At 71.8% G+C, this 24,372-nt stretch carries 22 protein-coding genes; 8 read left to right on the forward strand and 14 right to left on the reverse strand.

Going from position 1 to position 24,372, the window contains the following annotated elements; all coding sequences use genetic code 11:
• The first annotated feature begins 2 nt into the window (after positions 1-2).
• The 4 genes from N5875_RS19935 (at position 3) to N5875_RS19950 (ending at position 4,494) form a co-directional block, all read left to right on the forward strand.
• Entirely contained in the window at positions 3-983 is a 981-nt protein-coding gene (locus tag N5875_RS19935; RefSeq protein ID WP_030555741.1) for an alpha-ketoacid dehydrogenase subunit beta, read from the forward strand.
• A gap of 31 nt (positions 984-1,014) precedes the next feature.
• A complete protein-coding gene (locus N5875_RS19940) occupies positions 1,015-2,454 on the forward strand; it encodes a dihydrolipoamide acetyltransferase family protein (RefSeq protein WP_338499211.1) in 1,440 nt (479 codons plus the stop codon).
• Positions 2,455-2,545: 91 nt separating this feature from the next.
• A complete protein-coding gene (locus tag N5875_RS19945) occupies positions 2,546-3,187 on the forward strand; it encodes a GntR family transcriptional regulator (RefSeq protein WP_338495193.1) in 642 nt (213 codons plus the stop codon).
• Positions 3,184-4,494: an MFS transporter gene (locus N5875_RS19950; protein ID WP_318208195.1), complete on the forward strand. Its 1,311-nt coding sequence runs from the start codon at positions 3,184-3,186 to the stop codon at positions 4,492-4,494. Before N5875_RS19945 ends, N5875_RS19950 begins: the two co-directional genes overlap by 4 nt.
• A 4-nt stretch (positions 4,495-4,498) precedes the next feature.
• On the opposite strand, the gene N5875_RS19955 is transcribed toward N5875_RS19950, so the two are convergent.
• Positions 4,499-5,326 (reverse strand): maleylpyruvate isomerase family mycothiol-dependent enzyme, encoded by an 828-nt coding sequence (locus tag N5875_RS19955; RefSeq protein ID WP_318208194.1) that lies wholly within the window; start codon positions 5,324-5,326, stop codon positions 4,499-4,501.
• A gap of 155 nt (positions 5,327-5,481) precedes the next feature.
• Between N5875_RS19955 and N5875_RS19960 the strand changes: the two genes are divergently transcribed.
• Positions 5,482-6,279 carry a carbon-nitrogen family hydrolase gene (locus tag N5875_RS19960; protein ID WP_318208193.1) on the forward strand — a complete coding sequence of 266 codons (798 nt, stop codon included), beginning with the start codon at positions 5,482-5,484 and terminating at the stop codon, positions 6,277-6,279.
• A 116-nt stretch (positions 6,280-6,395) separates the two neighbouring features.
• On the opposite strand, the gene N5875_RS19965 is transcribed toward N5875_RS19960, so the two are convergent.
• The 5 genes from N5875_RS19965 to N5875_RS19985 all read right to left on the reverse strand — a co-directional run bounded on the left by N5875_RS19965 (position 6,396) and on the right by N5875_RS19985 (position 11,550).
• The gene (locus N5875_RS19965; RefSeq protein WP_318208192.1) at positions 6,396-7,244 is read right to left on the reverse strand and encodes a histidine kinase; all 849 of its coding nucleotides are present in this window, start codon (positions 7,242-7,244) and stop codon (positions 6,396-6,398) included.
• A gap of 75 nt (positions 7,245-7,319) precedes the next feature.
• The gene (locus tag N5875_RS19970; RefSeq protein WP_338495195.1) at positions 7,320-7,928 is read right to left on the reverse strand and encodes a hypothetical protein; all 609 of its coding nucleotides are present in this window, start codon (positions 7,926-7,928) and stop codon (positions 7,320-7,322) included.
• 66 nt (positions 7,929-7,994) lie between these two features.
• Positions 7,995-9,452 (reverse strand): hypothetical protein, encoded by a 1,458-nt coding sequence (locus tag N5875_RS19975; protein ID WP_318208190.1) that lies wholly within the window; start codon positions 9,450-9,452, stop codon positions 7,995-7,997.
• 14 nt (positions 9,453-9,466) lie between these two features.
• Entirely contained in the window at positions 9,467-9,910 is a 444-nt protein-coding gene (locus N5875_RS19980; protein ID WP_318208189.1) for a hypothetical protein, read from the reverse strand.
• A 101-nt stretch (positions 9,911-10,011) separates the two neighbouring features.
• Positions 10,012-11,550, reverse strand: coding sequence for a PLP-dependent aminotransferase family protein (locus tag N5875_RS19985; protein WP_338495197.1), 1,539 nt, complete (start codon positions 11,548-11,550; stop codon positions 10,012-10,014).
• A 63-nt stretch (positions 11,551-11,613) separates the two neighbouring features.
• Between N5875_RS19985 and N5875_RS19990 the strand changes: the two genes are divergently transcribed.
• Positions 11,614-12,810 carry an aminotransferase class I/II-fold pyridoxal phosphate-dependent enzyme gene (locus N5875_RS19990; RefSeq protein ID WP_338495199.1) on the forward strand — a complete coding sequence of 399 codons (1,197 nt, stop codon included), beginning with the start codon at positions 11,614-11,616 and terminating at the stop codon, positions 12,808-12,810.
• Between the two features lie 17 nt (positions 12,811-12,827).
• On the opposite strand, the gene N5875_RS19995 is transcribed toward N5875_RS19990, so the two are convergent.
• The 3 genes from N5875_RS19995 to N5875_RS20005 are packed head-to-tail and all read right to left on the reverse strand — an operon-like array spanning position 12,828 to position 15,555.
• Entirely contained in the window at positions 12,828-13,319 is a 492-nt protein-coding gene (locus N5875_RS19995) for an LURP-one-related family protein (protein ID WP_318208186.1), read from the reverse strand.
• A gap of 32 nt (positions 13,320-13,351) precedes the next feature.
• On the reverse strand, positions 13,352-14,101 hold the full coding sequence (locus N5875_RS20000) for a hypothetical protein (RefSeq protein ID WP_318208185.1): 750 nt from the start codon (positions 14,099-14,101) through the stop codon (positions 13,352-13,354).
• 2 nt (positions 14,102-14,103) lie between these two features.
• Entirely contained in the window at positions 14,104-15,555 is a 1,452-nt protein-coding gene (locus N5875_RS20005; RefSeq protein ID WP_338495203.1) for a hypothetical protein, read from the reverse strand.
• Positions 15,556-15,698: 143 nt separating this feature from the next.
• Here N5875_RS20005 and N5875_RS20010 point away from each other — a divergent pair, with 143 nt between their 5' ends.
• Entirely contained in the window at positions 15,699-17,507 is a 1,809-nt protein-coding gene (locus tag N5875_RS20010) for an NHL domain-containing thioredoxin family protein (RefSeq protein ID WP_318208183.1), read from the forward strand.
• 20 nt (positions 17,508-17,527) lie between these two features.
• On the opposite strand, the gene N5875_RS20015 is transcribed toward N5875_RS20010, so the two are convergent.
• On the reverse strand, positions 17,528-17,872 hold the full coding sequence (locus N5875_RS20015; RefSeq protein WP_318208182.1) for a hypothetical protein: 345 nt from the start codon (positions 17,870-17,872) through the stop codon (positions 17,528-17,530).
• A 61-nt stretch (positions 17,873-17,933) separates the two neighbouring features.
• Positions 17,934-19,241 (reverse strand): M18 family aminopeptidase, encoded by a 1,308-nt coding sequence (locus tag N5875_RS20020; protein ID WP_318208181.1) that lies wholly within the window; start codon positions 19,239-19,241, stop codon positions 17,934-17,936.
• 88 nt (positions 19,242-19,329) lie between these two features.
• Here N5875_RS20020 and N5875_RS20025 point away from each other — a divergent pair, with 88 nt between their 5' ends.
• Positions 19,330-19,884: a YciI family protein gene (locus N5875_RS20025; RefSeq protein WP_338495205.1), complete on the forward strand. Its 555-nt coding sequence runs from the start codon at positions 19,330-19,332 to the stop codon at positions 19,882-19,884.
• Between the two features lie 114 nt (positions 19,885-19,998).
• Here N5875_RS20025 and N5875_RS20030 read toward each other — a convergent pair whose 3' ends face one another.
• From N5875_RS20030 to N5875_RS20040, 3 genes are all read right to left on the reverse strand, one after another.
• Positions 19,999-21,828, reverse strand: a complete 1,830-nt coding sequence (locus tag N5875_RS20030; RefSeq protein ID WP_266966990.1) for an acyl-CoA dehydrogenase — start codon at positions 21,826-21,828, stop codon at positions 19,999-20,001.
• A gap of 198 nt (positions 21,829-22,026) precedes the next feature.
• The gene (locus N5875_RS20035) at positions 22,027-22,509 is read right to left on the reverse strand and encodes a hypothetical protein (RefSeq protein WP_338495206.1); all 483 of its coding nucleotides are present in this window, start codon (positions 22,507-22,509) and stop codon (positions 22,027-22,029) included.
• Positions 22,510-22,573: 64 nt separating this feature from the next.
• Positions 22,574-24,367, reverse strand: a complete 1,794-nt coding sequence (locus N5875_RS20040) for an alpha/beta hydrolase (RefSeq protein ID WP_338495208.1) — start codon at positions 24,365-24,367, stop codon at positions 22,574-22,576.
• Positions 24,368-24,372 lie beyond the last annotated feature (5 nt).

The following is a 24,372-nucleotide window of genomic DNA, read 5'->3' on the forward strand; positions in this document are numbered from 1 at the left end:
TCATGGCTGTTCAGAATCTTCCTCTCGCGAAGGCGCTCAACGAGTCGCTGCGCAAGGCCCTGGAGACCGACCCCAAGGTCGTCATCATGGGCCTGGACGTCGGCAAGCTCGGCGGTGTCTTCCGGATCACCGACGGCCTGCAGAAGGACTTCGGCGAGGACCGGGTCGTCGACACCCCGCTCGCCGAGTCCGGCATCGTCGGCACTGCGATCGGCCTCGCCCTGCGCGGCTACCGGCCGGTCGTGGAGATCCAGTTCGACGGCTTCGTCTTCCCGGCGTACGACCAGATCGTCACCCAGCTGGCGAAGATGCGGGCCCGTTCGCTCGGCACGGTGAAGATGCCGGTCGTCATCCGTATCCCGTACGGCGGCGGCATCGGTGCGGTCGAGCACCACTCCGAGTCCCCCGAGTCGCTCTTCGCGCACGTCGCGGGCCTCAAGGTCGTCACCCCGGCGAACTCCTCCGACGCCTACTGGATGCTTCAGCAGGCGATCCAGAGCGACGACCCGGTCATCTTCTTCGAGCCCAAGCGCCGCTACTGGGACAAGGGAGAGGTCGACACCGAGGCCTTCCCCGGCGAGCTGCACAAGGCCCGCGTCGCCCGCGAGGGCACGGACCTCACCCTCGCCGCCTACGGTCCGATGGTGAAGACCTGCCTGGAGGCGGCCGCCGTCGCCGCCGAGGAGGGCAAGTCGGTCGAGGTCGTGGACCTGCGCTCCATCTCGCCGCTCGACTTCGACACCATCCAGGCCTCGGTCGAGAAGACCCGCCGCCTGGTCGTGGTCCACGAGGCGCCCGTCTTCTTCGGCTCCGGCGCGGAGATCGCCGCCCGGATCACCGAGCGTTGCTTCTACCACCTGGAGGCCCCCGTCCTGCGGGTCGGCGGCTACCACGCGCCGTACCCGCCGGCGCGCCTGGAGGAGGAGTACCTGCCGGGTCTCGATCGCGTGCTCGACGCCGTCGACCGCTCGCTGGCGTACTGAGGAGAGCACCGTGACGATCCACGAATTCAAGATGCCCGACGTGGGCGAGGGCCTGACCGAGGCCGAGATCCTCAAGTGGTACGTCCAGCCCGGTGACACGGTCACCGACGGGCAGGTCGTGTGCGAGGTGGAGACGGCGAAGGCCGCGGTCGAGCTGCCGATCCCCTTCGACGGCACGGTCCACGAGCTGTGCTTCCCCGAGGGGACGACGGTCGACGTCGGCCAGGTCATCATCTCGGTGAACGTCGGCGGCGAGGCCACCGAAGCCCCGGCGGCCGAGGCCGCTCCGGCAGCCGCAGCCGCAGCCGCACCCGCAGCCGCACCCGCACCCGCGCCGGTCGAGGCGGACGGGGAGCCGAAGGGCCGCCAGCCCGTCCTCGTCGGTTACGGCGTGGCCGCCAGCTCCACCAAGCGCCGTGCGCGCAAGGGGTCGACGGGCACGGTCCCGGCCGCCGCCGCACCTGTGGCGCCCGCCGCCGCACCCGTGGCGCCCGCCGCCGTCTCCGTACCGGAGCAGCTCAACGGGCACGGGCCGGGTGCCGGGCGACCGCTGGCCAAGCCGCCGGTCCGGAAGCTCGCGAAGGACCTCGGCGTCGACCTGGCGTCGGTCACCCCGACCGGCCCGGACGGCATCATCACCCGCGAGGACGTCCACGCGGCGGCCGCTCCGGCGCCCGCGCCGGCCGTCGAGGCCCCGGCCCCGACGCCCGTGGCCCAGCCCGTGGCCGCCCCGGCGGCCGTTCAGGCCGCTCCCCTCGTGTCGACCGACGCCCGGGAGACCCGTATCCCGGTCAAGGGCGTACGGAAGGCCACGGCGGCGGCGATGGTCGGTTCGGCCTTCACCGCCCCGCACGTCACCGAGTTCGTGACCTTCGACATCACGCGCACGATGAAGCTGGTCGAGGAGCTCAAGTCCGGTACGGACATGGCGGGCCTGCGGGTCAACCCGCTGCTCCTCATCGCCAAGGCCGTCCTGCTCGCCGTCCGGCGCAACCCGGAGATCAACGCGGCCTGGGACGAGGCGGCGCAGGAGATCGTCCTCAAGCACTACGTGAACCTGGGCATCGCCGCGGCCACCCCGCGCGGTCTGCTCGTGCCGAACATCAAGGACGCGCACGCGCAGACCCTGCCCGAGCTCTCGGCGTCGCTGAGCGAGCTGATCTCCACCGCCCGCGACGGGAAGACCACCCCGGCGGCGATGCAGGGCGGCACCTTCACCATCACCAACGTCGGCGTCTTCGGCGTCGACACCGGTACGCCCATTCTGAACCCCGGCGAGTCCGCGATCCTCGCGGTCGGTGCGATCAAGCTCCAGCCGTGGGTCCACAAGGGCAAGGTGAAGCCCCGTCAGGTCACCACGCTGGCCCTCTCCTTCGACCACCGACTGGTCGACGGCGAGCTCGGCTCCAAGTTCCTGGCGGACGTCGCCGCGATCCTGGAGCAGCCGAAGCGCCTGATCAGCTGGGGCTGACCTGTTCGTCCGTTTCACGTGAAACATGAAGCCCCGTCCACGATGTGGACGGGGCTCTCTGTTGCACCTCTGTTGTATCTATGCTGTGTTCATGGCATCCGCACCCCCCGCAGCCGACCGTGTCTACATGCACGTCAAGCAGGCCGTACTCGACCGGCGCTACGAGGGAGGCACCCTCCTCACCGAGGGCGAACTCGCCCTCGCCGTAGGGGTGTCACGGACGCCCGTCCGTGAGGCGCTGCTCAAGCTGGAGATGGAAGGGCTGCTGAAGCTCTACCCGAAGAAGGGCGCTCTCGTCCTCGCCGTCTCCGCGCAGGAGATCGCCGATGTCGTCGAGACCCGGCTGCTCGTCGAGGAGTTCGCCGTCCGCCGGGCCGTGCCCGCGCCCGCCTCCCTCATCGAGCGGCTCGAAGAGCTCCTGGAGGAGCAGAAGCTGCGGGCCGCGGCCGGGGACCTGGCGGAGGTGGCGGTCACCGACCGGTGCTTCCACGCCGAGATCGTGCAGCACGCGGGCAACCAGATCCTCTCCCGGCTCTACGACCAGCTCCGCGACCGTCAGTTGCGGATGGGCGTCGCCGTGATGCAGTCCCAGCCCGACCGCGTCGCCAAGAACATCACCGAGCACGCCGAGATCCTCGACCGCATAAGAGCCGGCGACGTCGAGGGCGCGGCGCACTGCGTCCGCCAGCACCTCAGCTGGGTCAAGGTCCTGGTCCGGGGTGACCACCGGTGAGCAAGTCCTACGGCTCCGCCGTCACCCTCCCCGGGGACCCGCCCGGTGGCCGCCGCGCCGCTCTCGTCTGGGGCGTCGGCGTCGCCGTCTACTTCGTCGCCGTCATCTTCCGTACGTCCCTCGGGGTCGCCGGACTCGACGCCGCCGACCGCTTCGACGTCAACGCCTCCGCGCTCTCCACCTTCTCCATACTCCAGCTGCTCGTCTACGCGGGCATGCAGATACCCGTCGGCCTCATGGTCGACCGGCTCGGCACCAAGAAGGTCCTCGCCCTCGGCGTCGTCCTCTTCACCCTCGGGCAGCTGGGCTTCGCGCTCTCCCCCTCGTACGGCACCGCGCTCGCCTCCCGGGCGCTGCTCGGCTGCGGCGACGCCATGACCTTCATCAGCATCCTGCGGCTCGGCAGCCGCTGGTTCCCGGCCCGCCGGGGCCCGCTCATCGGCCAGGTCGCCGCGCTGTTCGGGATGGCCGGCAACCTCGTCTCCACCGTCTTCATCGCCCGCGCCCTGCACGGCCTCGGCTGGACGACCACCTTCGTCGGCAGCTCCCTCGCCGGCGTCGTCGTCCTGGTCCTGCTGCTGCTCTTCCTCAAGGACCACCCCGAGGGGTACGAACCGCAGCCCGCCACGCACGCGGGCGCCGCCTTCGTACGCCGTCAGATCGCCGAGTCCTGGCGGGAACCCGGCACCCGGCTCGGCATGTGGGTGCACTTCACCACCCAGTTCCCCGCCATGGTCTTCCTGCTCCTGTGGGGACTGCCGTACCTGGTCGAGGCGCAGGGCCTGTCCCGGTCGACCGCCGGGACCCTGCTCACCCTGGTCGTCCTGTCGAACATGGTCGTCGGCCTCGCGTACGGGCAGATCATCGCCCGCCACCACACGGCCCGCGTCCCGCTCGCCCTCGGCACGGTCGCCGCGACCGCCCTGCTGTGGGCGACCACCCTCGCGTACCCCGGCGCGCACGCCCCGATGTGGCTGCTCGTCACGCTCTGCCTGGTCCTCGGCGCCTGTGGACCGGCCTCGATGATCGGCTTCGACTTCGCCCGCCCGGCGAACCCCCCGGAGCGTCAGGGCACCGCGTCCGGCATCGTCAACATGGGTGGTTTCGTGGCCTCGATGACGACGCTGCTCGCCGTGGGCGTGCTGCTCGACGCGACCGGCGACAACTACCGGATCGCGTTCTCGTCGGTCTTCGTCCTGGAGGCCCTGGGCGTCGTGCAGATCCTGCGCCTCAAGGCACGTACCCACCGCAGGGAACGGGACCGGCTCGTCGCCAGCCGCGTGGAAGCCGTACACGTCCCCGTGTAGGGCCTCAGCGGGGAGTCACGGCCAGGTTGTCGAGGATGGCCCGCGCCAGCGCCTCGTCGCCCTCCGTCTTGACCCGGTCGGCCACATCGGCCGGCCGGACCCGGCCGCAGGCGAGCCGCACGAACGTCTCCCAGTCCGTCGCGAGCGTCACCGCGGGACCCAGCGAGGGCGCGCCGTCGATGGAACCCCTGCCCTCCGCGTCGACCCGCACCGTCCGCAGGAACTCGACCGGACCGCTGACGTCGACGACCACGGCCGAGGAGGCGGGCGCCCCCGCGTCCTTGGCGATGACCTTCGGCAGGGCCTCCAGGAGCACGTCACGCGTCACGTGCGCACCCGCCGAGTCCAGGTTGCCCGGCACGCCGAGCGCGACCCGCAGGTCCTGCTCGTGCACCCACACGTCGAAGGCCCGCATCCGGTAAGCCAGTTCCAGCGACTGCTCGGCGCCGAGGGGGGCGCGGATCAGGTGCTCGGGGGAGCGGTTCTCGTTGCGGAGCTGCCGGGCCCGGCGGATCAGGATGTACTCCAGCTCCGAGGTCATCTCCGGCGCGGTGTGGTGCCTCCGCACATCGACCTGGACCTCCATGTAGCGCGCGAAGTCACTGCGTACGTGGTAGAGATCGCGCGGCAGGGAGTGGATCGGGCGCGGGTCGCCGAGCATCTCGGTCTCCATGCCGATCACATGGGACACGATGTCCCGCACCGACCAGCCGGGGCACGGTGTGGGCCGGTTCCACTCGCCCTCCACGAGCGGCTGCACCAGCTCGGCTATCGCCTCGATGGAGTGGGTCCAGGCGTCGGCGTAGTTCTGGAGGCTGGGATGGACGGTCACGGGACCCCTCGGCGGTTCTTCGGTGCGCGGGCTGAAAACACGACTGGGTGGGAGGCTCGGACGCTAAGTTACGCTGCCCGAAGGCACCCCGGCAGTGCTTTCGTGTGACGATCGTAGGCCGGTGTTGACGGCTCGAATGCCAGGACGGTGGTAGTGTGCGCGCCTCGCTGATCCAGATCGCGGTAGACCCGGACGAACCGGTCGACGCCAGGAGGGCCCGCGTGGCCCGTCTCGTACGGGAGGAATCCGGCCGCTCCGACCTCGTCGTCCTGCCGGAACTGTGGCCCATGGGGGCCTTCGCGTACGAGTCCTTCGCCGCCGAGTCCGAGCCGCTGAACGGCCCCACCCACCGCGCGATGGCCGCCGCCGCGCGCGACGCCGGGGTCTGGCTGCACGCCGGTTCGTTCGTCGAGGCGGAGGGCGGAGCGCTGTACAACACCTCGCTCGTCCTCTCCCCCGACGGCGAACTCGCCGCCTCCTACCGGAAGATCCACCGCTTCGGCTTCGACAAGGGCGAGGCGGTGATGATGGCCGCCGGGGAGGACCTGGTCACCGTCGACCTGCCGCACCTCACCGTCGGCGTCGGCACCTGCTACGACCTGCGCTTCCCCGAGCTGTTCCGCGGGCTCGTCGACGCGGGCGCCCAGGCCTTCGTCGTCCCGGCGGGCTGGCCCGCCCGCCGCCGCGCGCACTGGAGCCTGCTCGCCCGGGCCCGCGCCGTCGAGAACCAGGCGTACGTCCTCGCCTGCGGTACGGCGGGCACACACGCGGGCGTGGAGCAGGCCGGCCACTCGATCGTCGTCGACCCCTGGGGCGAGACCGTCGCCGAGGCCGGCCCGGACGAGGAGATCCTCCGGGTGGTCCTGGACCCGGCGAAGGTCACGACCACCCGCGAGCAGTTCCCGGCGCTGAAGGACCGGGTCCTGGGGATCGCGCCGCCGAAGCGGGGCTGAGAGCACGGGAGTCACAGGAGCCTGGACCCGGGCCCGGACCGGGCCCGGCCCCACATACGGCCCCGCCGACGCGGGTCCGGTGCCTTCCCTCGTACGAGCTCCGCCACGCAGGCTCACTACGGCTGCGCCGGGGTCTCCCGCCGTACGATCTCCGAGTCGTCCGGGAGCAGACCGGTCAGCTCCTGCCAGATCCGCTTCGGGGCGACGCGGCGCAGCCGGAACGGGCTGCCCGCCGACGCCCCGCCCTCCGCCATCGGCTCGGCCGGCAGCTCCCGCAGCCAGTAGCCGAGCGGTCCGCAGTCCCAGGCGGCGACCGCGCGGGCGGTCACACCCGGCACCCCGTCCTGGCGGCCCTGCCAGGCCGCGGTCATCCGCCAGTTGGAACGCACCTCCACGATCAGCTGCGAGAGCCGCGTGGCGGTGACCTCGGCCGCTCCGGCCGCCCGCAGCGCCTCGACGACGAGGGACCGCTCGTCCGCGCCGGGCGTCGACGCGGCCTTCTCCAGGGCCTGGAGGCCCGCTTCGAGGACGCCGACGGTCGTCTCGACGACCTCCTCGGCCTGGCCGGCGCCCGCCGCGTCCGACTGGCGCAGGGCGATCAGGTCGGCCAGCGTCCACACCACGGTCCGCGGCTCGACGAGCCGGTAGACCGCCTCCTCCTCGCCCGGCCAGGTCTCGTGGCAGACGACGTGGTCGTCGCCGATGAGCAGACCGTGGTGCAGGGTGCCCTGCCGGCCGCCCGCCTCCAGGGAGACGATCACGGAGGGGTTGACGAGGGTCTGTGCCAGGGGCAGCAGGAGCGTGGAGAGCTCCCCGGCCCCGTTCATGAGCCCGGCGCCCCGGAGCCGCGCCTCGGCGGGCGCCATGGACTCCGGGACCGGCTGACCGGTCGCCAGCTGGGCGAGGACGAAGACCTCGTCGTCGGCCAGCCGGAAACGGGATCGGGTCACGTCGAAGGAAGGCATGTGTCGCTCACTCGGGTAGGGCGGGTGGGTGGAGTTCATGTGAGGGGGAGGGGAGGGCGGCGAGGGCGGGCGGGCTCAGTACGTCGCCTCGGTCCAGAAGTGGGTCGCGCGGGAGATGCCCGCCTTCACCGCGCCGACCCGTGTCAGGACGGCGCGGTCGACGCCCGCGAAGATCAGCCCGAGGGCCAGGTCCCCGCCCTCCGCGCGCCCGTCCACCCGCACGGAGAGCCGGCGGTTCTTGCCGCGCCCGGACTCGCGGACGGTGATCCGGACCCCGGGGTCCTCGTCGTCGGGCTCGCGGGTCAGGACGTAGGCGTTCTTGTCGAGGGCCGTGAGCCGGTAGCGGTCGCCCGCGTACTTCATCGACAGGGCCCGCTGTTCGAGTGTGGCGCCGAAACGGTTCCGTTCCACGTACACCATCCGGTCGCCGACCCGCAGCGTGGACCGGTTCAGGGTCGGCAGCTTGAGCCCCTCGGCGTGCATGCCGCGGGCCTCGAACGAGGCCACCGGGAGCCGCCCGCCGCGTACCTCCGAGACGAGCGTCTCGGGGTTGGTACGGGGGAGGGGCGCCGTCAGCGTGATCTCGCCGAACTCCGGCGAGACACCCTTCCAGCCCGCGCTGTAGTTGTGCCGGTTCCCCTCCTTCCATGCCTGGAGTTCGAACGGGCTGACCTGGGTGTGCATGAACGGATTCCTCTTCGGTCTCAGGGATCTCGCGGTCTCGCGGCTGGGTCAGTCGGGTCAGTCGGGTCAGTCGAAGGGATTCAGGGCACTGCCCAGTTTCTTCGCTCCGCTCGCGATCCCGGAACCCACGTCGGACGCCTTGTCGCCGATCCAGTCCCCGGCCTGCTCGATACCCTTCCCGATGGCCTCGTGGTTGTCCCAGATCAGTGCGGCTCCGTAGGCCACGCCGGTGCCGACGGCGAGGCCGAGGGTGACCGGGTTCGGGGCCACGGTCAGCGCCGTCATCGAGGCGCTGAAGGCCGTTCCCGTGAGGTCCGAGGCGAACTTCGCCGGGTCGGCCTTGATCATGTCCGTGTTGTACGTGGCGAGGTTGGCCACGCCGTACGCGGTGGCCGCCACACCGCCGACGACACCGGCGCCCCGCAGCCAGCCGGCCGCCTTGGCGGCGTTGGCGAGACCGCCGTTCTGCGCGACCTTGACCAGGTTGGCCTCGGCGGCGGTCGGCATGAAGAAGGCGCCGTTGCGCATGAACCCGCCGAGCATGGCGGCCTCGTCCGAGCCGGTCAGCGCGGTCGCGAGACCCGGCGGCACCTTGCTGAGCAGGCTGCCGGGCGCGGCGCCCGCGAGCCGCATGTTGAAGTGCTTGGACAGGAAGGTGCCGGGGGCGGTCGGGTGGACGAACGGCGGCCGGATCGCCTTGGACAGCTTGTACGAGTACAGGCCGGCCGCGGTCAGGGCGCCCGCGAACGCGCCCGCCGTGACGGTGCCCTTGGTGAACCCGGCGACCAGGTCGGCCAGCTTCTCGTTGCCGGTGAGCTTCGCGATGCCGTCCCGCTGGAGGCGCTGGACGTAGTCGTCGAGCGTCTCGTTGTCCTTCATCTTCAGCCAGGCCAGGTTCATCCGGTCGTCCTTGGCCTTGTCATCGGCCGCGGCGACCTTGCCCGCGTCGCCGTTGAACCCGGAGCCGACCGTGGCGTCGTTCTTGTTGCCGTAGCCGTCCTTGACCACGGCCTCCAGGTCCTTCTTCAGGTCCTGGTCGGCGAGGTCGAAGGCCTTGACGCAGCCGTCGAGGTGCTCGGTCCAGGCCGTCTCGGCCTCCCGGACGCTCTTGGCGCCGTCGGGGTCGTGGTGCAGGGCGCTGCGCTCGCTCGGCGAGAGCCGCTCGTAGTCGTAGGCGACCCTGCCCTGCTCGGACACCTTCATCCCGGCCTTGATGGCATCGGCGCGGGCGTTCTCCAGCTGCTTCTTCAGCTCGGTGAACTGCTCGTGGGCGTTGCGCAGCACCGTCGCGGTGGCCTTCGCCTGGGTCTGGGCCGCCTGGTACTCGTAGCGGGTGGCCGCGAAGTTGGTCTGCGCGGCGGTCGCGCTGACGCCCAGCCAGGCCTGGGAGGTCGTCAGCGATTCGACGCTGTCGCGGTAGCGCTCCTCCACCTTGTGCAGGTCGCCCGCCATCTCGGTCCACTTGTCGGCGGTGGTGGCGAGCTTGCCCAGGTCGGTCGTCATGATCTCGGAGTACGTCAGCATGTACGTCCGCCCCCTCAGTACTGCTCGATGCGCGAGGTCGGCCCGACCCCGGCGATACGGGCACGGGTGTCGAGCTCCTGCTGGCTGAACGAGACCGCGGTGCTGCGCAGGGCGGTCTTCTCGGAGGCGAGCCGGGCGAGGAGGTTCTTCACCTGGCTGTCCCAGGTGGTCTCGACCGTCTTCAGGCCGGCCGCGGTCGCCCAGCCCTCGAAGCCGCCGACGGCTGCGGTCGTGGCGGCGTCGGCCACCTTGGCGGCCTTGGCCGTGTCCGGTTCCAGCTCGTTCTCGATGGTGTTTGCCGCGGCCTTCTTCTTTGCTGGTGCGGTAGCGAGACTGGGCGGCCCGCCGGACGTCCCGCCGCCGCCACCGCCGCCGTCCAGCTGGTTCAACCGCGTTCCGACGGGGGCTTGTTCGGTCACGCCGGACCGGATGCCGGCCCAGTCCTCGTCAAAACCCATGCCGCTGCGCCCCCATGAAAAAGAATGATCATCACTTTGCAGGTGCACTGTATGTTTCCGTGGTGCGGCCCTGGACGCAAGGCTGGAATGCTCCTGCCTGGTCAGAGCGTGATGCCCTGAAGGGACGCGCCCGGTGTCGCGCCCGGTTCCCCGCGCGGTGTCGCTTCCGGTGTCGCTTCCGGTGTCGCGCCCGGTTCCGCTCTCGGGGCCGGCGCGTACTCCGCCCAGGCCGCCGCCAGTCTCCGTACCGCCTCCGTGAGCACCTCCGGCGGCAGCAGGAAGTGCAGCCGCAGGTGCCGGACGCTGCCGCCGAGGGCGTCGGTGGTCGCACCCGGCAGGACGGCCACCCCGTGCCGGAGGGCGACCTGGGCGAACGAGACGCCGTCGCCGTGCGGGAGACGCACCCAGAGGGTCTGGCCGCCGGTCGCCGGGGCGCAGGACCACGACGGGAGCAGCCGGGCGAGTTCGGCGCGCAGATGGGCGTGGCCCGCGCGCAGGGTGCGCAGCCGGGTGGCCCGTACGGACCCGAAGTCGGCCAGGAGACGCGCCGCGACCAGCTGGGACGGCACGTCGCAGCCCAGGTCGTGCAGGGCCTTCAGCCGGGCCAGGCGGGTGATCAGCGGCGCCGGGCCGCGCACCCAGCCGATCCGCAGCCCGCCCCACACGACCTTGCTGAGCGAACCGACCGCGATCACCTCGCCGTACGCGGAGAGGGGCCGCGGTTCCCGGCCGGTGCCGAACGCCAGGTCGCCCAGCACCTCGTCGTCGACGAGCGGCACCCCCAGGGCGTTCGCCGCCTCCACGAGCCGGCGCCCGGCGAGCGGGGGGAGCACCGTGCCCGTGGGGTTCTGGAAGCGGGCCACCACATAGGCCAGGGCGGGCCGGTGGCGTTCCATCACCCGTACCGCCTCCGCCACGTCGATCCCGTCCGGCCCGACCGCCACCGGGAGCGGTACGGCCGCCGCCTCCCGGAACAGGTCCAGCGCCCCCGGATACGTCGGCGCCTCCACCAGCACCCCGTCCCCCGGTGCCAACAGCAGCCGGGCGAGCAGCGAAAGCCCCTGCTGGGCACCGGTGGTGACCAGGATCTGACCGGCTCCGGTCGGCACGCCGCGCTCCGCGTACCGCCCGGCCACCGCCTCGCGCAGCACCCCGAGACCGGCCGGGTGGTAGCCGATGTCCCCGCCCGGCAGGACGAGCGCGCGGTACGCCTCCGCCAGCTCGGGCGGCGGCTCCACGGGCGCGGCGCAGCTCAGCAGGATGACGTCGTCCGGCGCTTCGAGGAGGTGCAGGAACAGCGGGTTGGACGTCTCCGTCACGCGGGGCGCGGCCCCCGCCCGGGGTGCCTCCGGGGCGAGCGCGGCCCGCGCGACCCGGGTCCCGCTGCCCTGCCGCCGGACGAGCCGTCCCTCCTGGCGCAGGGTGTCGTACGCCGCGACCACCGTCGTACGGCCCACGGCCAGGGCCTTGGCGAGCCGCCGGTCCGGTGGCAGGAGGGTGCCCGGGGGCAGCGCGCCCTCGTCGACGAGGCGGCGCAGCCGGGCCGCGAGCAGCAGATAGAGGGGCCCGCGGCCGGCGGACCAGCGACCGAGCCGCGAGACGAGGTCGTCGGGATCGGGGGACCGATCGATTGGTCTCATCGTCGAACCAATCTGCCGGGATTGGCCCTGGGAAGGCAAACGCACCGTCCACAGACTGAGCCCATGAGCCACGAGTCCTCGCCTTCCGCCCGTCCCGAGACCCTCGCCGTCCATCCGCCGCACGTGGAGATCACCGGCAGCCGGCCCCTCGGCGTCCCGCTCCACCAGGGCCATGTCTTCGCCTTCGACTCGGCCGACGCCCTCGCCGGCGCCTTCACCTCCACGGAGGCGTTCCTCTACAGCCGCCACGGCAACCCCACCGTCCGCACCCTGGAGGACGCCGTCGCCCGCCTCGAAGGCGGCACCGCCGGCGTCTCCTTCGCCTCGGGCATGGGCGCGGTGAACGCCGTCCTCCTCGGCCTGCTCCGCAGCGGCGGCCACGTCATCGCCCAGACCTGCCTGTACGGCGGCACGTACGGGGTCCTCACCGACCTGGCCACCCGCTGGGGCGTCGACGTCACGTACGTCTCCGGCACCGACCCGGAGGAGGTGCGGGCGGCCCTGCGCCCCGAGACCCGGCTGCTGTACCTGGAGACCATCGCCAACCCGACCACCCGGGTCTCCGACGTGCCCGCCCTCGCCGCCGTCGCCGCCGAGGCGGGCGTCCCGGTCGCCGTCGACAACACCTTCGCCTCGCCGCTCCTCTTCCGGCCGCTCGACCACGGCGCCGACATCGTCATCCACTCCGCGACCAAGTACCTGTCCGGGCACGCGGACGTCCTCGGCGGGATCGCCGTCTTCAAGGACGCCGAGCTGTACCAGCGGATCCGCCACCACGCGGTCGAACAGGGCGCGTCCACCGACCCGTTCGCCGCCTGGCTCACCCTGCGCGGCATGCAGACCCTCTCCCTGCGCATGGAGCGCCAGTGCGCGAGCGCCGCCGACCTGGCGGCCCGGCTGGCCGCGCATCCGGCGGTGGCGGCCGTGCGCCACCCCGGCCTCGCCGACCACCCGGACCGGGCGATCGCCGCGCGTCTGCTGCCCGAGGGAGGCGGCGGCGTGATCTCGGTCGACCTGGCGGGCGGCCGGGAGGCGGGCCGTACCTTCGTCGAGGCCGTCCGGCTCGCCTCCCTCAGCGTCTCCCTCGGCGATGTGAAGACCCTGGTGATGCACCCGGCCTCCACCTCCCACCACCAGCTCGACGCGACGGCCCTGGAAGCGGCGGGGATCGGCCCCGGCACGGTCAGGATCTCGATCGGGATCGAGCACGTCGAGGACCTGTGGGCGGACCTGGAGCAGGCGCTGGAGAAGGCAGCCTGAGGCCGCGCGCGGGTCGGTCAGTCCTCCCGCTCCCGCTCGGCCATCCGGATCACGCACACCGCGACCGCGATGAGCAGTGCGGCGTCCGCGTCCTCACGGACCACGTTCACCGCGTACGTCTCGCGGACGTGGAACCACCGGCGGGAGATGTGGGCCAGGAGTTCACCCTCGTACTCGACGGTGAACTCCCGGTCCAGGATCCGGCCGCTGACGTCGAGTTCCGTGCCCTCGACGAGCGTCACCCGGTAGTGGTTGCGCAGCAGCGAGAGCCGCTTGCGGCGGACGGTCGCGAGCGGCTGTTCGTCGCGCTCGATCGTCATGGCGTCCCGCAGGCTGAACATCTTCTGCCGCAGGGTGACGAGGACCTGCCCGTCGGGGGCCTTCAGCTCCAGGGTGTCGCGCAGGCGCAGGGCCTTGCCGTCGACGAGGAAGGCGTGTCGGCCCTGCTCGTCCTCGATCCAGTAGTCGTCGCCGATCGCGAAGATCTTGTCCCGTACGAGATATTTCACACCGGTATGCCTGCCCGTACGAGCGGTGCTTCTCACCCGAAATAGCGGGTGAACGCGTCCGGGGTCGCCCCGAGCGTCTCGCCGAACGGCGAGTCCAGCTGATGGATCAGCAGCACGGTGAAGGCGATGAAGCCGGAGAGCCCCATCACCATCACCACGTGGGTCGTGCTCCTGCTGATCCCGAAGAGGAACATGAACGCCAGGGTCAGCGCGCCCCCGATGATCAGCCCCGTCCACAGCACGGGGGAGAGCCGTTCCTGCGCCGCCGCCTCCCGGCCGCGCCGCGCGTCGTCGATGTAGCCGAGCTGGGCGAGCACCTCCTGGGCGGCGATCTGCTGGGGCACCTTCGCGGAGTCGCTCACCTCACCGGCCTGCCGCAGCTGTTCGAGCAGCCGCCAGCCGCTCGGGTCGAGCGGCCGGCGCGCCGCCATCACCGGCCACTCGACGTCGACGACGTGGTCGGCGTACGTGCGGGCCGCCTCGCGCACCGGCAGGCGCCGGTCGTCGGGGAGCGCGTCGGCGAGCAGATACATCTGGTGCAGCGCACTCGCCTCCTCCCGTACGTGGTCGGCGGCAGCGGACCGGGTCTCCCAGACCGAGACCAGGCAGAGGCCGAGGACGACGGCGTAGAGCACCGAGACCATCATGGCGATGTACTCGGCGACGTCCTCCCGGGGCTCCTCGTCCTCGCCGACCGGGAAGAGCCGGGTCTTGGCGACGACGGCGAGGGCGGCGACGAACGCGACGCCGAGGACGACGACGAGCGTTTCCAGCAGGGCCACGGTCAGCTTCTCCGGTTGCCGAGAAGGGCGGCCGCGACGGCCGCCGGGATCAGAAGCAGCAGCAACATCGCCACCACCCCGAACTCGCCCGCCTCACGCCCCCGCCGCCGCAGCCGCCCGAGAAACCCTTCGTTGTCGAGGACGGCGGCGCGTCGGGCGGCGGCAGGGCCGTCGACGTCGGTGGTGCCTGCTGAGGATGTGCCTGAAGTGGCTGAGGTGCCCGATGTGGCTGGGGAGAGGGCCTCGGCCGGTGGCACGGCTGCCGGTGGCACGGCTGCCGGTGGCACGGCCGCCGGAGGTAGGGCGTCGGGGAGCACGGCGCTCGGAGGTACGGCCGGAGGTGCAGCCGGAGGTACGGCCGCGGCACCCGCGGCTCCGGGGACCGGCACCCCGGCCCCTGCGACGGGAACCACGGGCACGCCGGTGGCCCCGGCTGCCCCGGCGGCCTCGTTGACCCCGGGAACAGGAGCACCGACGACCCCGGGCGCACCGACGACCCCGGGCGCGCCGTCGGCCCCGGGTGCACCCACGACCCCGGGTGCACCCACGACCCCGGGCGTACCCACGGCCCCGGGCGTACCCGCGGCCCCGGGCGCGCCCGGCGCCCCGCCGCTCCCCCTCCCCCGTACGGGATCAGTCGTCCGTACGGGGTCAGCCACGGTGAACACGGCCGACGACCGGGCGACGAGCGTCGGTGGCGGTACTCGTCCCCCGCCCGGCCCGTAGGTGGTCACCCGGTCGCTCCCGGAGGCGAGCCCCGTACTCCGGTGGGTGCCGGGGGGCCGCCGCACGGTGGCCGTACAGCGGGCGGAGGCGCCGGGGGCGAGCCGGGGCACGGTTCCGGGCCGCCCGGCGCAGTCAACGGAGCCGGCGCGCAGACCGAGGGCGGTGTCCCCGACGCGGACGGCGTGGAGGGGACGGTTGCCGTGGTTGGTGACGGTGTACGTGACGGTGGCGGTGGACGTGACGCCGGCCCGGCGGCGGGCGGGAGGCGGCCCGACGGTGACCCGCTCGGTGAGGCGCAGGTCCCCGGCGATCCCGGTGTACCCGGCGCGCGCGGTCGCGGTCAGCCGCCGCCGGAGCGAGGGGACGGAGCCCTCCGCGCGGACGGTCCCCCGGTGTGCTCCGGGCGCGGCGCGGAACCTGGCGACGCACTCCACTTCGCCGAGCGCGGGAAGCGGCCGCCGGGGGCACCGCACGGCCCCTGCGGGCACGTCGGGGTCGACGACGCCGACCCCGTACAGATGCGCCTCACCGTGATTGACCAGCCGGTACCGCTTGACGACCTGCGTGCCGACCCGGAGGTCGGGCGGTCGCACCCCGCTGTTCCCGCGCCCGTTCACGGTCACGGTGACCCGTAAGGCCCCGTCACCGACACCACCGGCCCGAGCGTCGGGCGCGGGCAGGACCACGCAGGGCAGCACGCACAGCAACACCAGGAGTCCACCACCCACCCGTCGGAGGGAATAGTCAGATGATCCGATCAAGCGCTCGGCCATGCCCGCCATGCTCACCAAACCCCGTCCCCACCCCGCCCCGGACACGCACCCCGGCCCCACCCGGCCCACGTTTTCCACCCGTACGGCACCCTTGACCCATGAATGACTCCGCGCCCGCGACCCCGCCCCGCCGTGCCCGTGTCCGCGCCCCCGAGCTGATCGGCAAGGGCGGCTGGCTGAACACGGGCGGGGACGATCTGACCCTCGCCGATCTGCGAGGAAAGATCGTTCTGCTCGATTTCTGGACGTTCTGCTGTGTGAACTGCCTGCACGTGCTCGACGAGCTGCGTGAGCTGGAGGAGAAGCACCGCGACACGCTCGTCATCGTCGGCGTGCACTCGCCGAAGTTCGTGCACGAGGCCGAGCACCAGGCCGTCGTCGACGCCGTCGAGCGGTACGAGGTGCACCACCCCGTCCTCGACGACCCGGAGCTCGCGACCTGGAAGCAGTACGCCGTGCGGGCGTGGCCGACGCTCGTCGTGATCGACCCCGAGGGGTACGTCGTCGCCCAGCACGCCGGTGAGGGGCACGCCAACGCCATCCGGACGCTCGTCGAGGAGCTGGAGGCCGAGCACGAGGCCAAGGGCACGCTGCGGCGCGGTGACGGGCCGTACGTGGCGCCCGAGCCCGTCGCCACCGACCTGCGCTTCCCCGGCAAGGCGATCCTGCTGCCCTCCGGGAACCTCCTGGTCTCCGACACCACCCGGCACCAGCTCGTCGAGCTGGCCGCCGACGGCGAGACCGTCGTACGGCGGATCGGCGAGGGCGTCTTCCGGGAGCCGCAGGGCCTCGCGCAGTTGCCCGACGGCACGGTCGTCGTCGCGGACACCGTGAACCACGCCCTGCGCGTCCTCGACCCGGCGACCGGCGCGATCGAGCGGATCGCCGGCACCGGGAAGCAGTGGTGGCAGGGCTCCCCCACCTCCGGACCCGCCCTGGACGTCGACCTGTCCTCGCCGTGGGACGTGGCCTGGTGGCAGGGCAAGGTGTGGATCGCCATGGCCGGCGTCCACCAGCTGTGGACGTACGACCCGGCCACGAAGACCGTCGAGGTCGCGGCCGGCACCACCAACGAGGGTCTCGTCGACGGACCCGCCGCCGAGGCCTGGTTCGCGCAGCCCTCCGGGCTCGCCGCCACCGAGGACCGGCTGTGGGTCGCCGACTCCGAGACCAGCGCCCTGCGCTGGGTCGAGCGGGAGGCCGACGGGTACGCCGTCCACACCGCCGTCGGCACGGGCCTCTTCGACTTCGGCCACCGCGACGGCGCCGCCGACCAGGCCCTGCTCCAGCACCCGCTGGGCGTGACCGCCCTCCCCGACGGCTCGGTCGCGGTCTCCGACACGTACAACCACGCCCTGCGCCGCTACGACCCGGCGTCCGGCGAGGTGACGACGCTCGCCACCGACCTGCGCGAGCCCAGCGGCGCGGTCCTCGTCGACGGCGACATCGTGGTCGTCGAGTCCGCCCGGCACCGGCTGACCCGGCTGCGCCTCCCCGAGGAGGCCGTCCAGGTCGAGGCCGTCGCCCACCGCACCCGGCGCGAGGCCACCGAGGTCGCCCCGGGCCGGCTCCGCCTGGACGTGGTCTTCCGGGCCCCGAACGGCCAGAAGCTGGACGAGCGGTACGGCCCCTCGACCCGCCTCCTGGTCTCCTCGACCCCGCCGGAGCTGCTCCTCGCGGGCGAGGGCACGGGCACGGACCTCTTCCGCGAGCTCGACCTCAACCCCGAGCTCACCGAGGGCGTCCTGCACGTCTCGGCGATGGCCGCGTCCTGCGACGACGACCCGGCGAACGAATACCCGGCCTGCCACGTCCACCAGCAGGACTGGGGCGTCCCCGTGAAGATCACGGAAGCGGGTGTCGCCCGCCTCCCCCTGATCCTCGCGGGCATGGACGAGAAGGCGTAGGGCCCCGGCGGACGAGGGTCCTAACGGACGATCCCCTGGTTCCTGGACGGGCGCCCCGCGGCCCCGTCCAGGCACCCCTCCACCCACGCCGCCGGGTCGTGCACGGCCCGGTCGCCGCCCATGCCCTGCCGCTCCATGAGCACGCACTCCCCGGCGAGCAGCGCCTTCGTCCGCGAGCCGTCCACGTCGTACCCGCGAATGCGGGACGCCTGGACGAAGCCGCCCTCGTACGCGATGTCCGTCCCCCACGGCGGCCGGTCGTTGTACGTGTCGATCAGCAGCCCGGCCGCCGCCGTGGCGATCACGACGGCGACACCGACACCAGCGGCGAACCTGCCCCGGGAGGGGCCCTCATGACGATGCATGAGGACCAGCCTGCCGAGAGGGGCCTTTCGCGGATGTTTCCGCGGCCCGGGCCGCTGAGCGTCAGCCCTCCAGGAAGGCGACCAGGGCGTTGGCGAGGAGGTACGGGTCCTTCGCGCCGCAGAGTTCGCGGGCGCTGTGCATGGAGAGGATCGCCACGCCGATGTCGACGGTCTTGATGCCGTGGCGGGCGGCGGTGATCGGGCCGATCGTGGTGCCGCAGGGCATGTCGTTGTTGGAGACGAACGACTGCCACGGCACGCCCGCCTTCTCGCAGGCGGCGGCGAAGACCGCGCGGCCGCTGCCGTCGGTGGCGTACCGCTGGTTGACGTTCACCTTCAGGATCGGGCCGCCGTTGACGCGCGGGTGGTGCGTCGGGTCGTGGCGCTCCGCGTAGTTCGGGTGGACGGCGTGGCCGGTGTCGGAGGAGAGGCAGACGGTGCCGGCGAAGGCCCGTGCGCGGTCCTCGTACGAGCCGCCGCGCGCGTACACCGAGCGCTCCAGGACGTTGCCGAGGAGCGGGCCCTGGGCGCCGGTGTCGGCCTCGGAACCGTTCTCCTCGTGGTCGAAGGCGGCGAGGACCGGGATGTACGGGAGGTCCTCGCGGCCCGCGAGGGAGGCGAGCGCGGCGACGGCGGCGTGCACGGACAGCAGGTTGTCCATCCGCGGACCGGCGAGCAGCTCGCGGTCGCGGCCCAGGTAGGCGGGCGCGTCCACGGCGTGCACCATCAGGTCCCAGCCGCTCACGTCCTCGGCGTCGACCCCGGCCTCGGCGGCGACGAACGAGATGAGGTCGCCCTCGTGGACCTCGCCGATGCCCCAGATCGGCTGCATGTGGCGCTGGCGCTCCAGCTTCAGGCCGTCGTTGGCGCCCCGGTCGAGGTGGATGGCGAGCTGCGGGACGCGCAGCAGCGGCCGGTCCACGTTGACCAGGTGGTGGCTGCCGTCGCGGAGGGTGAGCCGGCCGGCGAGGCCGAGGTCGCGGTCGAGCCAGGTGTTGAGGAGGGTGCCGCCGTAGATCTCGACCGCGACCTGCCGCCAGCCGTGCGCGCCCATGTCGGGCTGCGGCTTGACGCGCAGGTTGGGGGAGTCGGTGTGGGCGCCGACGATCCGGTACGGGGTGTGGGCGGAGGCGCCCTCCGGCACGTACCAGGCGATGATCGCGCCGCCGCGGATCACGTACTTCCCGCCGCTCGTCGCGTCCCACGCGGCGGTCTCCTCGACCTGGCGGAAACCGGCCTTCTCAAGGCGCTCGGCGGCGCTCGCGACCGCGTGGTACGGCGAGGGCGAGGCCGTCAGGAAGGCCATGAGGTCGTCGGTGTGTCCGCGGTCGAAGGGGCCGGCGGGCGGACGGGAGGCTGCGCTGCTCATGGGTTCCACCTTACGCAGGGCCCGGTATACGAATACGGGGCCCCGCAAATCGCTCGCCCGCGCCCTCGCGCGAGGAGATCCTTCGGTCATGGAATTCCTCTGTTACCACCGTGACCGGCCCGGCTCCCTGCCGCTGCGCCACGAGCTCCTTGAGGCCCACTGGGCCTACATGGACCGGTACGCCGAGGAGATGATCGCCCGGGGACCGACCTTCGGCGAGGACGGCGAGACGCCCAGCGGCAGTGTGCACATCCTCGACCTGCCCGATGCCGGCGCCGCCCGCGCGTTCGCCTTCGACGAGCCCGGCTACCGGGCCGGGGTCTACCGGGACGTGATGCTGCGACGGTGGCGCAACCTGCTCGGCCGCACGATGTGGGACTTCCCCGGCGGACGGGAGGGCGGCGACCGGTTCCTGGTGCTGGGCTTCGGTGCGGGGCAGGCCGTCGACCTCGCCGTGCCGCCCTGCCGGGACGACCTGATCGCTTACGGGCCGCTGCTCTCCGACGACGGCGCCACCTGGCTGGGCACGGCGGCGCTGGTCCGGGCGGAGGACCCGGAGACGGCCCGCGCCGTCCTCCTGACCCCCGACCGGTACGCCGACATCGAGGTGCACGACTGGCAGTTCGGCGGCCGTCCCTCGTAGCGAAGCCGTCCCTCGTAGCGCGGCCCCCCTCATGGGGAGCCCGTCTGCGCACAGGGGTACGGCCCGCCCCCCTCCCCGGGGACGGGCCGTGCCTGTGTGAACGGGGGCGCGTCCTTAGAACGCGGCCTCGTCCAGGTCCATCAGCGAGCCGTCGACGGCCTCGGCGAGGGCGCGCTCGGCGCTCACGCCCGGCAGGACGTTGGCGGCGAAGAACTTCGCGGCCGCGATCTTGCCCTGGTAGAACGCGACGTCCTTGCCCGTGGCGCCCGCGGCCAGCTTCTCGGCGGCGACGGCCGCACCGCGCAGCAGCAGGTAGCCGACGACGACGTCGCCGGAGGCCAGCAGCAGGCGGGTGGTGTTGAGGCCGACCTTGTAGATGTTCTTGACGTCCTCGCCGGTGGCGGTGAGGTCGGTGATCATCGTGCCGACGATGCTCTCCAGGTCGACGGCGGCCTTGGCCAGCGCGTCGCGGGCGCCGGCCAGGTCCTCGCCGCCGGTGCCGACCGCGAGGAACTTCTTGATCTCCTCGGACAGCGCGTTCAGGGAGGCACCCTGGTCACGGACGATCTTGCGGAAGAAGAAGTCCTGGCCCTGGATGGCCGTGGTGCCCTCGTAGAGGGTGTCGATCTTGGCGTCCCGGATGTACTGCTCGATCGGGTACTCCTGCAGGAAGCCGGAGCCGCCGAAGGTCTGGAGCGACTGCGCGAGCTGCTCGTAGCCCTTCTCGGAGCCGTAGCCCTTGACGATCGGGAGCAGCAGGTCGTTCAGGCCGTGCAGCGCCTTGGCGTCCTCGCCGGCCGCTTCCTTGATCGCGATCTCGTCCTGCACGGAGGCCGTGTAGAGGACGAGGGAGCGCATGCCCTCGGCGTACGCCTTCTGCGTCATGAGCGAGCGGCGGACGTCGGGGTGGTGCGTGATGGTGACCTTGGGCGCGGCCTTGTCCATGAAGTTCGCCAGGTCGGTGCCCTGGACGCGCTCCTTGGCGTACTCCAGGGCGTTGAGGTAGCCCGTGGAGAGGGTGGAGATCGCCTTCGTGCCGACCATCATGCGGGCGAACTCGATGATGAGGAACATCTGGCGGATGCCGTCGTGCTTGTCGCCGATCAGCCAGCCCTTGGCGGGGTGCTGGTCGCCGAAGGTCATCTCGCACGTGTTGGAGGCCTTGAGGCCCATCTTGTGCTCGACGTTGGTGGCGTACACGCCGTTGCGCTCGCCCAGCTCGCCGGTCTCCCAGTCGAACTCGAACTTCGGGACGAGGAAGAGGGAGAGGCCCTTGGTGCCGGGGCCGGCACCCTCGGGGCGGGCGAGGACGTAGTGGAGGATGTTCTCCTCCATGTCGTGCTCACCGGACGTGATGAAGCGCTTCACGCCCTCGATGTGCCAGGAGCCGTCCTCCTGCTGGGTGGCCTTGGTGCGGCCGGCGCCGACGTCCGAGCCCGCGTCGGGCTCGGTGAGCACCATGGTGGAGCCCCAGCGCTTCTCGACGGCGATCTGCGCGACCTTCTTCTGCGCCTCGTTGCCCTCGTTGTAGAGGATGCCGGCGAAGGCCGGGCCGGAGGAGTACATCCAGATGGCCGGGTTCGAGCCGAGCAGCAGCTCCGCGTACGCCCAGATCAGGGAGCGCGGGGAGACCGTGCCGCCGATCTCCTCGGGGATGCCGAGGCGCCAGTACTCGGACTCCATGAAGGCGTTGTACGACTTCTTGAAGGTGGCCGGCACGGGGGCGGTGTTGGTCTCCGGGTCGAAGACCGGCGGGTTGCGGTCGGCGTCGGTGAAGGACTCCGCGAGCTCGTTCTCGGCGAGGCGGCGGATCTCGTCGAGGATGCTCTTGGCGGTCTCGACGTCCATCTCCTCGAACGGCCCGGAGCCGTACACCTTGTCGCGGCCGAGGACCTCGAAGAGGTTGAACTCGATGTCGCGGAGATTCGACTTGTAGTGCCCCATGGCGACGGCTCCGTAAAGACTCGGGGAGGCGGATTCCTCGTACACGTACCAACGAGTAGCAAATGCTCTCTCCGATGATGCTACCCATCAGTAATATAAGCAACCCCTGAACCGGCACATGTGACCCGAGCCGCACGGAAAAGGGTCCGAGGAGGGCTGCACCCCCTCCTCGGACCCTTGCTCGTCGCGCATCCGGTGTCACTTTCCGTAAGGAGTCGTTCCCTCGGGTGCCCGGTAGCAGCGGGAGATGACGGTGATGGCGATGCCGTCCTTGAGGTCGCCCGAGCGGTTGCGCATCCACTCGACGTTGAGCCCGAGCTTCTCCTGGTCGTTCTCGGCCACGATGTGCGGGTCCTTGCGCTTCGACTCGGTGAGGCCGTCCTTGACGATCTTCCAGCCGTTGCGGGGCAGCTGCTCCCTCAGGTTCTGCATCGCCTGCTCGAAGGAGCCCTTGGTGAGGTCGTAGACGGCCCAGGGGTGCTCGACGAGGTAGTGGGTCCTGAAGTCGGGATCCACGGACTCGCAGATGGTGACGCGTGCGCTGACCTGCGTCGACGCCCCCTTGACGGCCATCCAGTCGAGCAGCCTGCTGGAGACGTCGTTGACCTGCTGCTTCGCGGGCTTGTACTCCCGGACCTGGGGCTCGTACCCGAGGATCTCCTCGGGGGACTTCTCGACCATGGAACATCCCGTCATCAGAAGGGCCGCGGAGACGGCGCCGGCCAGGGCCGTGAGACTGCGCCTGTTATTCAAGAATCACACCTTCGTAGTCGCCGACGATCACCTTGGCCTGGTTGTTCAGACTGAGGGTGCCCTCGTCCCAGTAGCCGCTGTGGCCGTGGGTGTCCGTCTTCATGACGTTGCCCCCGAACTCGGGGTCCGTCGGCACGACCCAGCCCTCACCGAGCCCCACGAGGCTGCCCCCGAGCGGGACGTTGTCCCCCTCGGCGCCCATGGCCCACATGTGCTCGCCCGAGATGCCGAGGTCCGCCGCGTGGTCCGCCTGCATGCCGGGGCTTCCGGCGACGACGATGTCGTCGGCGATCGGGCCGTCGAAGATCCGGCCGGCCTTCGCGGCCTCGCCGATCAGCGTGGACCCGTAGCTGTGGCCGACGAGCGTGGTGTGTCCGCTGGAGCCGCTCGCCGTCTCGTGCGCGGCCCGGGTGCCCTCCATGAACGTGTGGAGGGTCGGGGCGCCCTTCTCGGCGTACTGGTTGCGGGCCGCCTCGGGGAAGGCGTCTCCCTTGTCGGTCGGGTAGGCCGAGCGCGGGGCGTCGTAGTCGAACCACATGATGGTCGATACGTCGGCCCCCTGCCGGCTGGAAGCCGTCCACAGCCTGTTGGCCCGTTCCAGGTCGCCCCCGATGCCCCCGATCTCCGTCCCCGTCCCCGGGACGTAGACGGCGGTGTGGTCGGCCGTGTCCGGATTCCCGTTGGCGAGGATGATCCGGCCGTCGCCGTTGTTGGTGCGCGGATCGAAGCCGAGGAGGTACGCCTCGGGCAGACCGTCCTTGCCCGTGGCGTCGAAGCGGCTCTGGACGGCGTCGATGCCGTTCTTGATCCGCTCCAGCTCCGGTTTCCGGTCGCCGTACTTGTCCTGCCACTCCCGGTACGCGGGGTTCGTGATCACGGCGGGATAGGAGCCGCTGGGGTTGGGGAGGTACTGCTGCGGCGGCTTGGGGATCGCGTTGAGCTCCAGCTGCGTCTGGGCGCGGGTCTCCGCGAGCACCATCCGGTTGGCGTCGTCGCGGACCGTGGCGGGCAGGCCGTCCAGTGCCCCGACCGAGGCCGGGTACAGCGTGGCGTACTCGTCGCGCTGTTCCTGGGTGAGCGACTTCCACCACTCGGCGTTGTCCTGCGGGGACTTGCCCTTCGGGATCTTGTCGTCGTCGGCGTACGTGCCGGCGGCCTGCTGGAGGGCCTTGGTGTCGGCGGCGGCGTCGGCGAGGTCCGCGTCGCTGACCTCCAGGCCGGGGTCGGCCTTGAGCCTGCGCAGGGCGGCGGCGTAACGGCTGTCGATCTCGGCGGCCTCGCGGACGGCGTCGCCGATGCGCTGCGCGATGTCCTCGGCCTTGCCCTTGTTGGCGTCGGCGCTGCCGACCCCCTCGCCCTTGCCGGGCGCGAGCGGGACGGGGGCGCCGTGCTCGGCGGTGTTGTTGCCGGGGGCGAGGACGAGGGAATCGGTCGGGTAGTCCACCGAACCGTCGGGCTTCACCGTGAACTTGAGGTTCTCGGCGTCCTCAAGGGCCTGCTTCAGCTTCTTCTGCGGGGCGGCGAGTTCGGTGGCGAGGCCGTTGAGCGCCGTACGGACCAGTCCGCACTCGGTGTGCAGGTACTGGTAGTTGTGGGAGAGCTGCTGGACGTCCGCTGAGGCGCGTTCGGCTGCCTCACCCTTCTGCGTGGCGTGGATCTTGGCGAACATGCCGTTGTCGACACGGTCCTTGTCGGCGTTGGAGCGGGAGGAGATCTTCCCCCAGCCGTCCGCGGCGTCCGTGTACTCGTTCAGCTTCACGTCGCGCAGCTGCTGCCAGGTGGGCATCCGGG

The organism is Streptomyces sp. SJL17-4 (assembly GCF_036826855.1).
Lineage (GTDB): Bacteria > Actinomycetota > Actinomycetes > Streptomycetales > Streptomycetaceae > Streptomyces.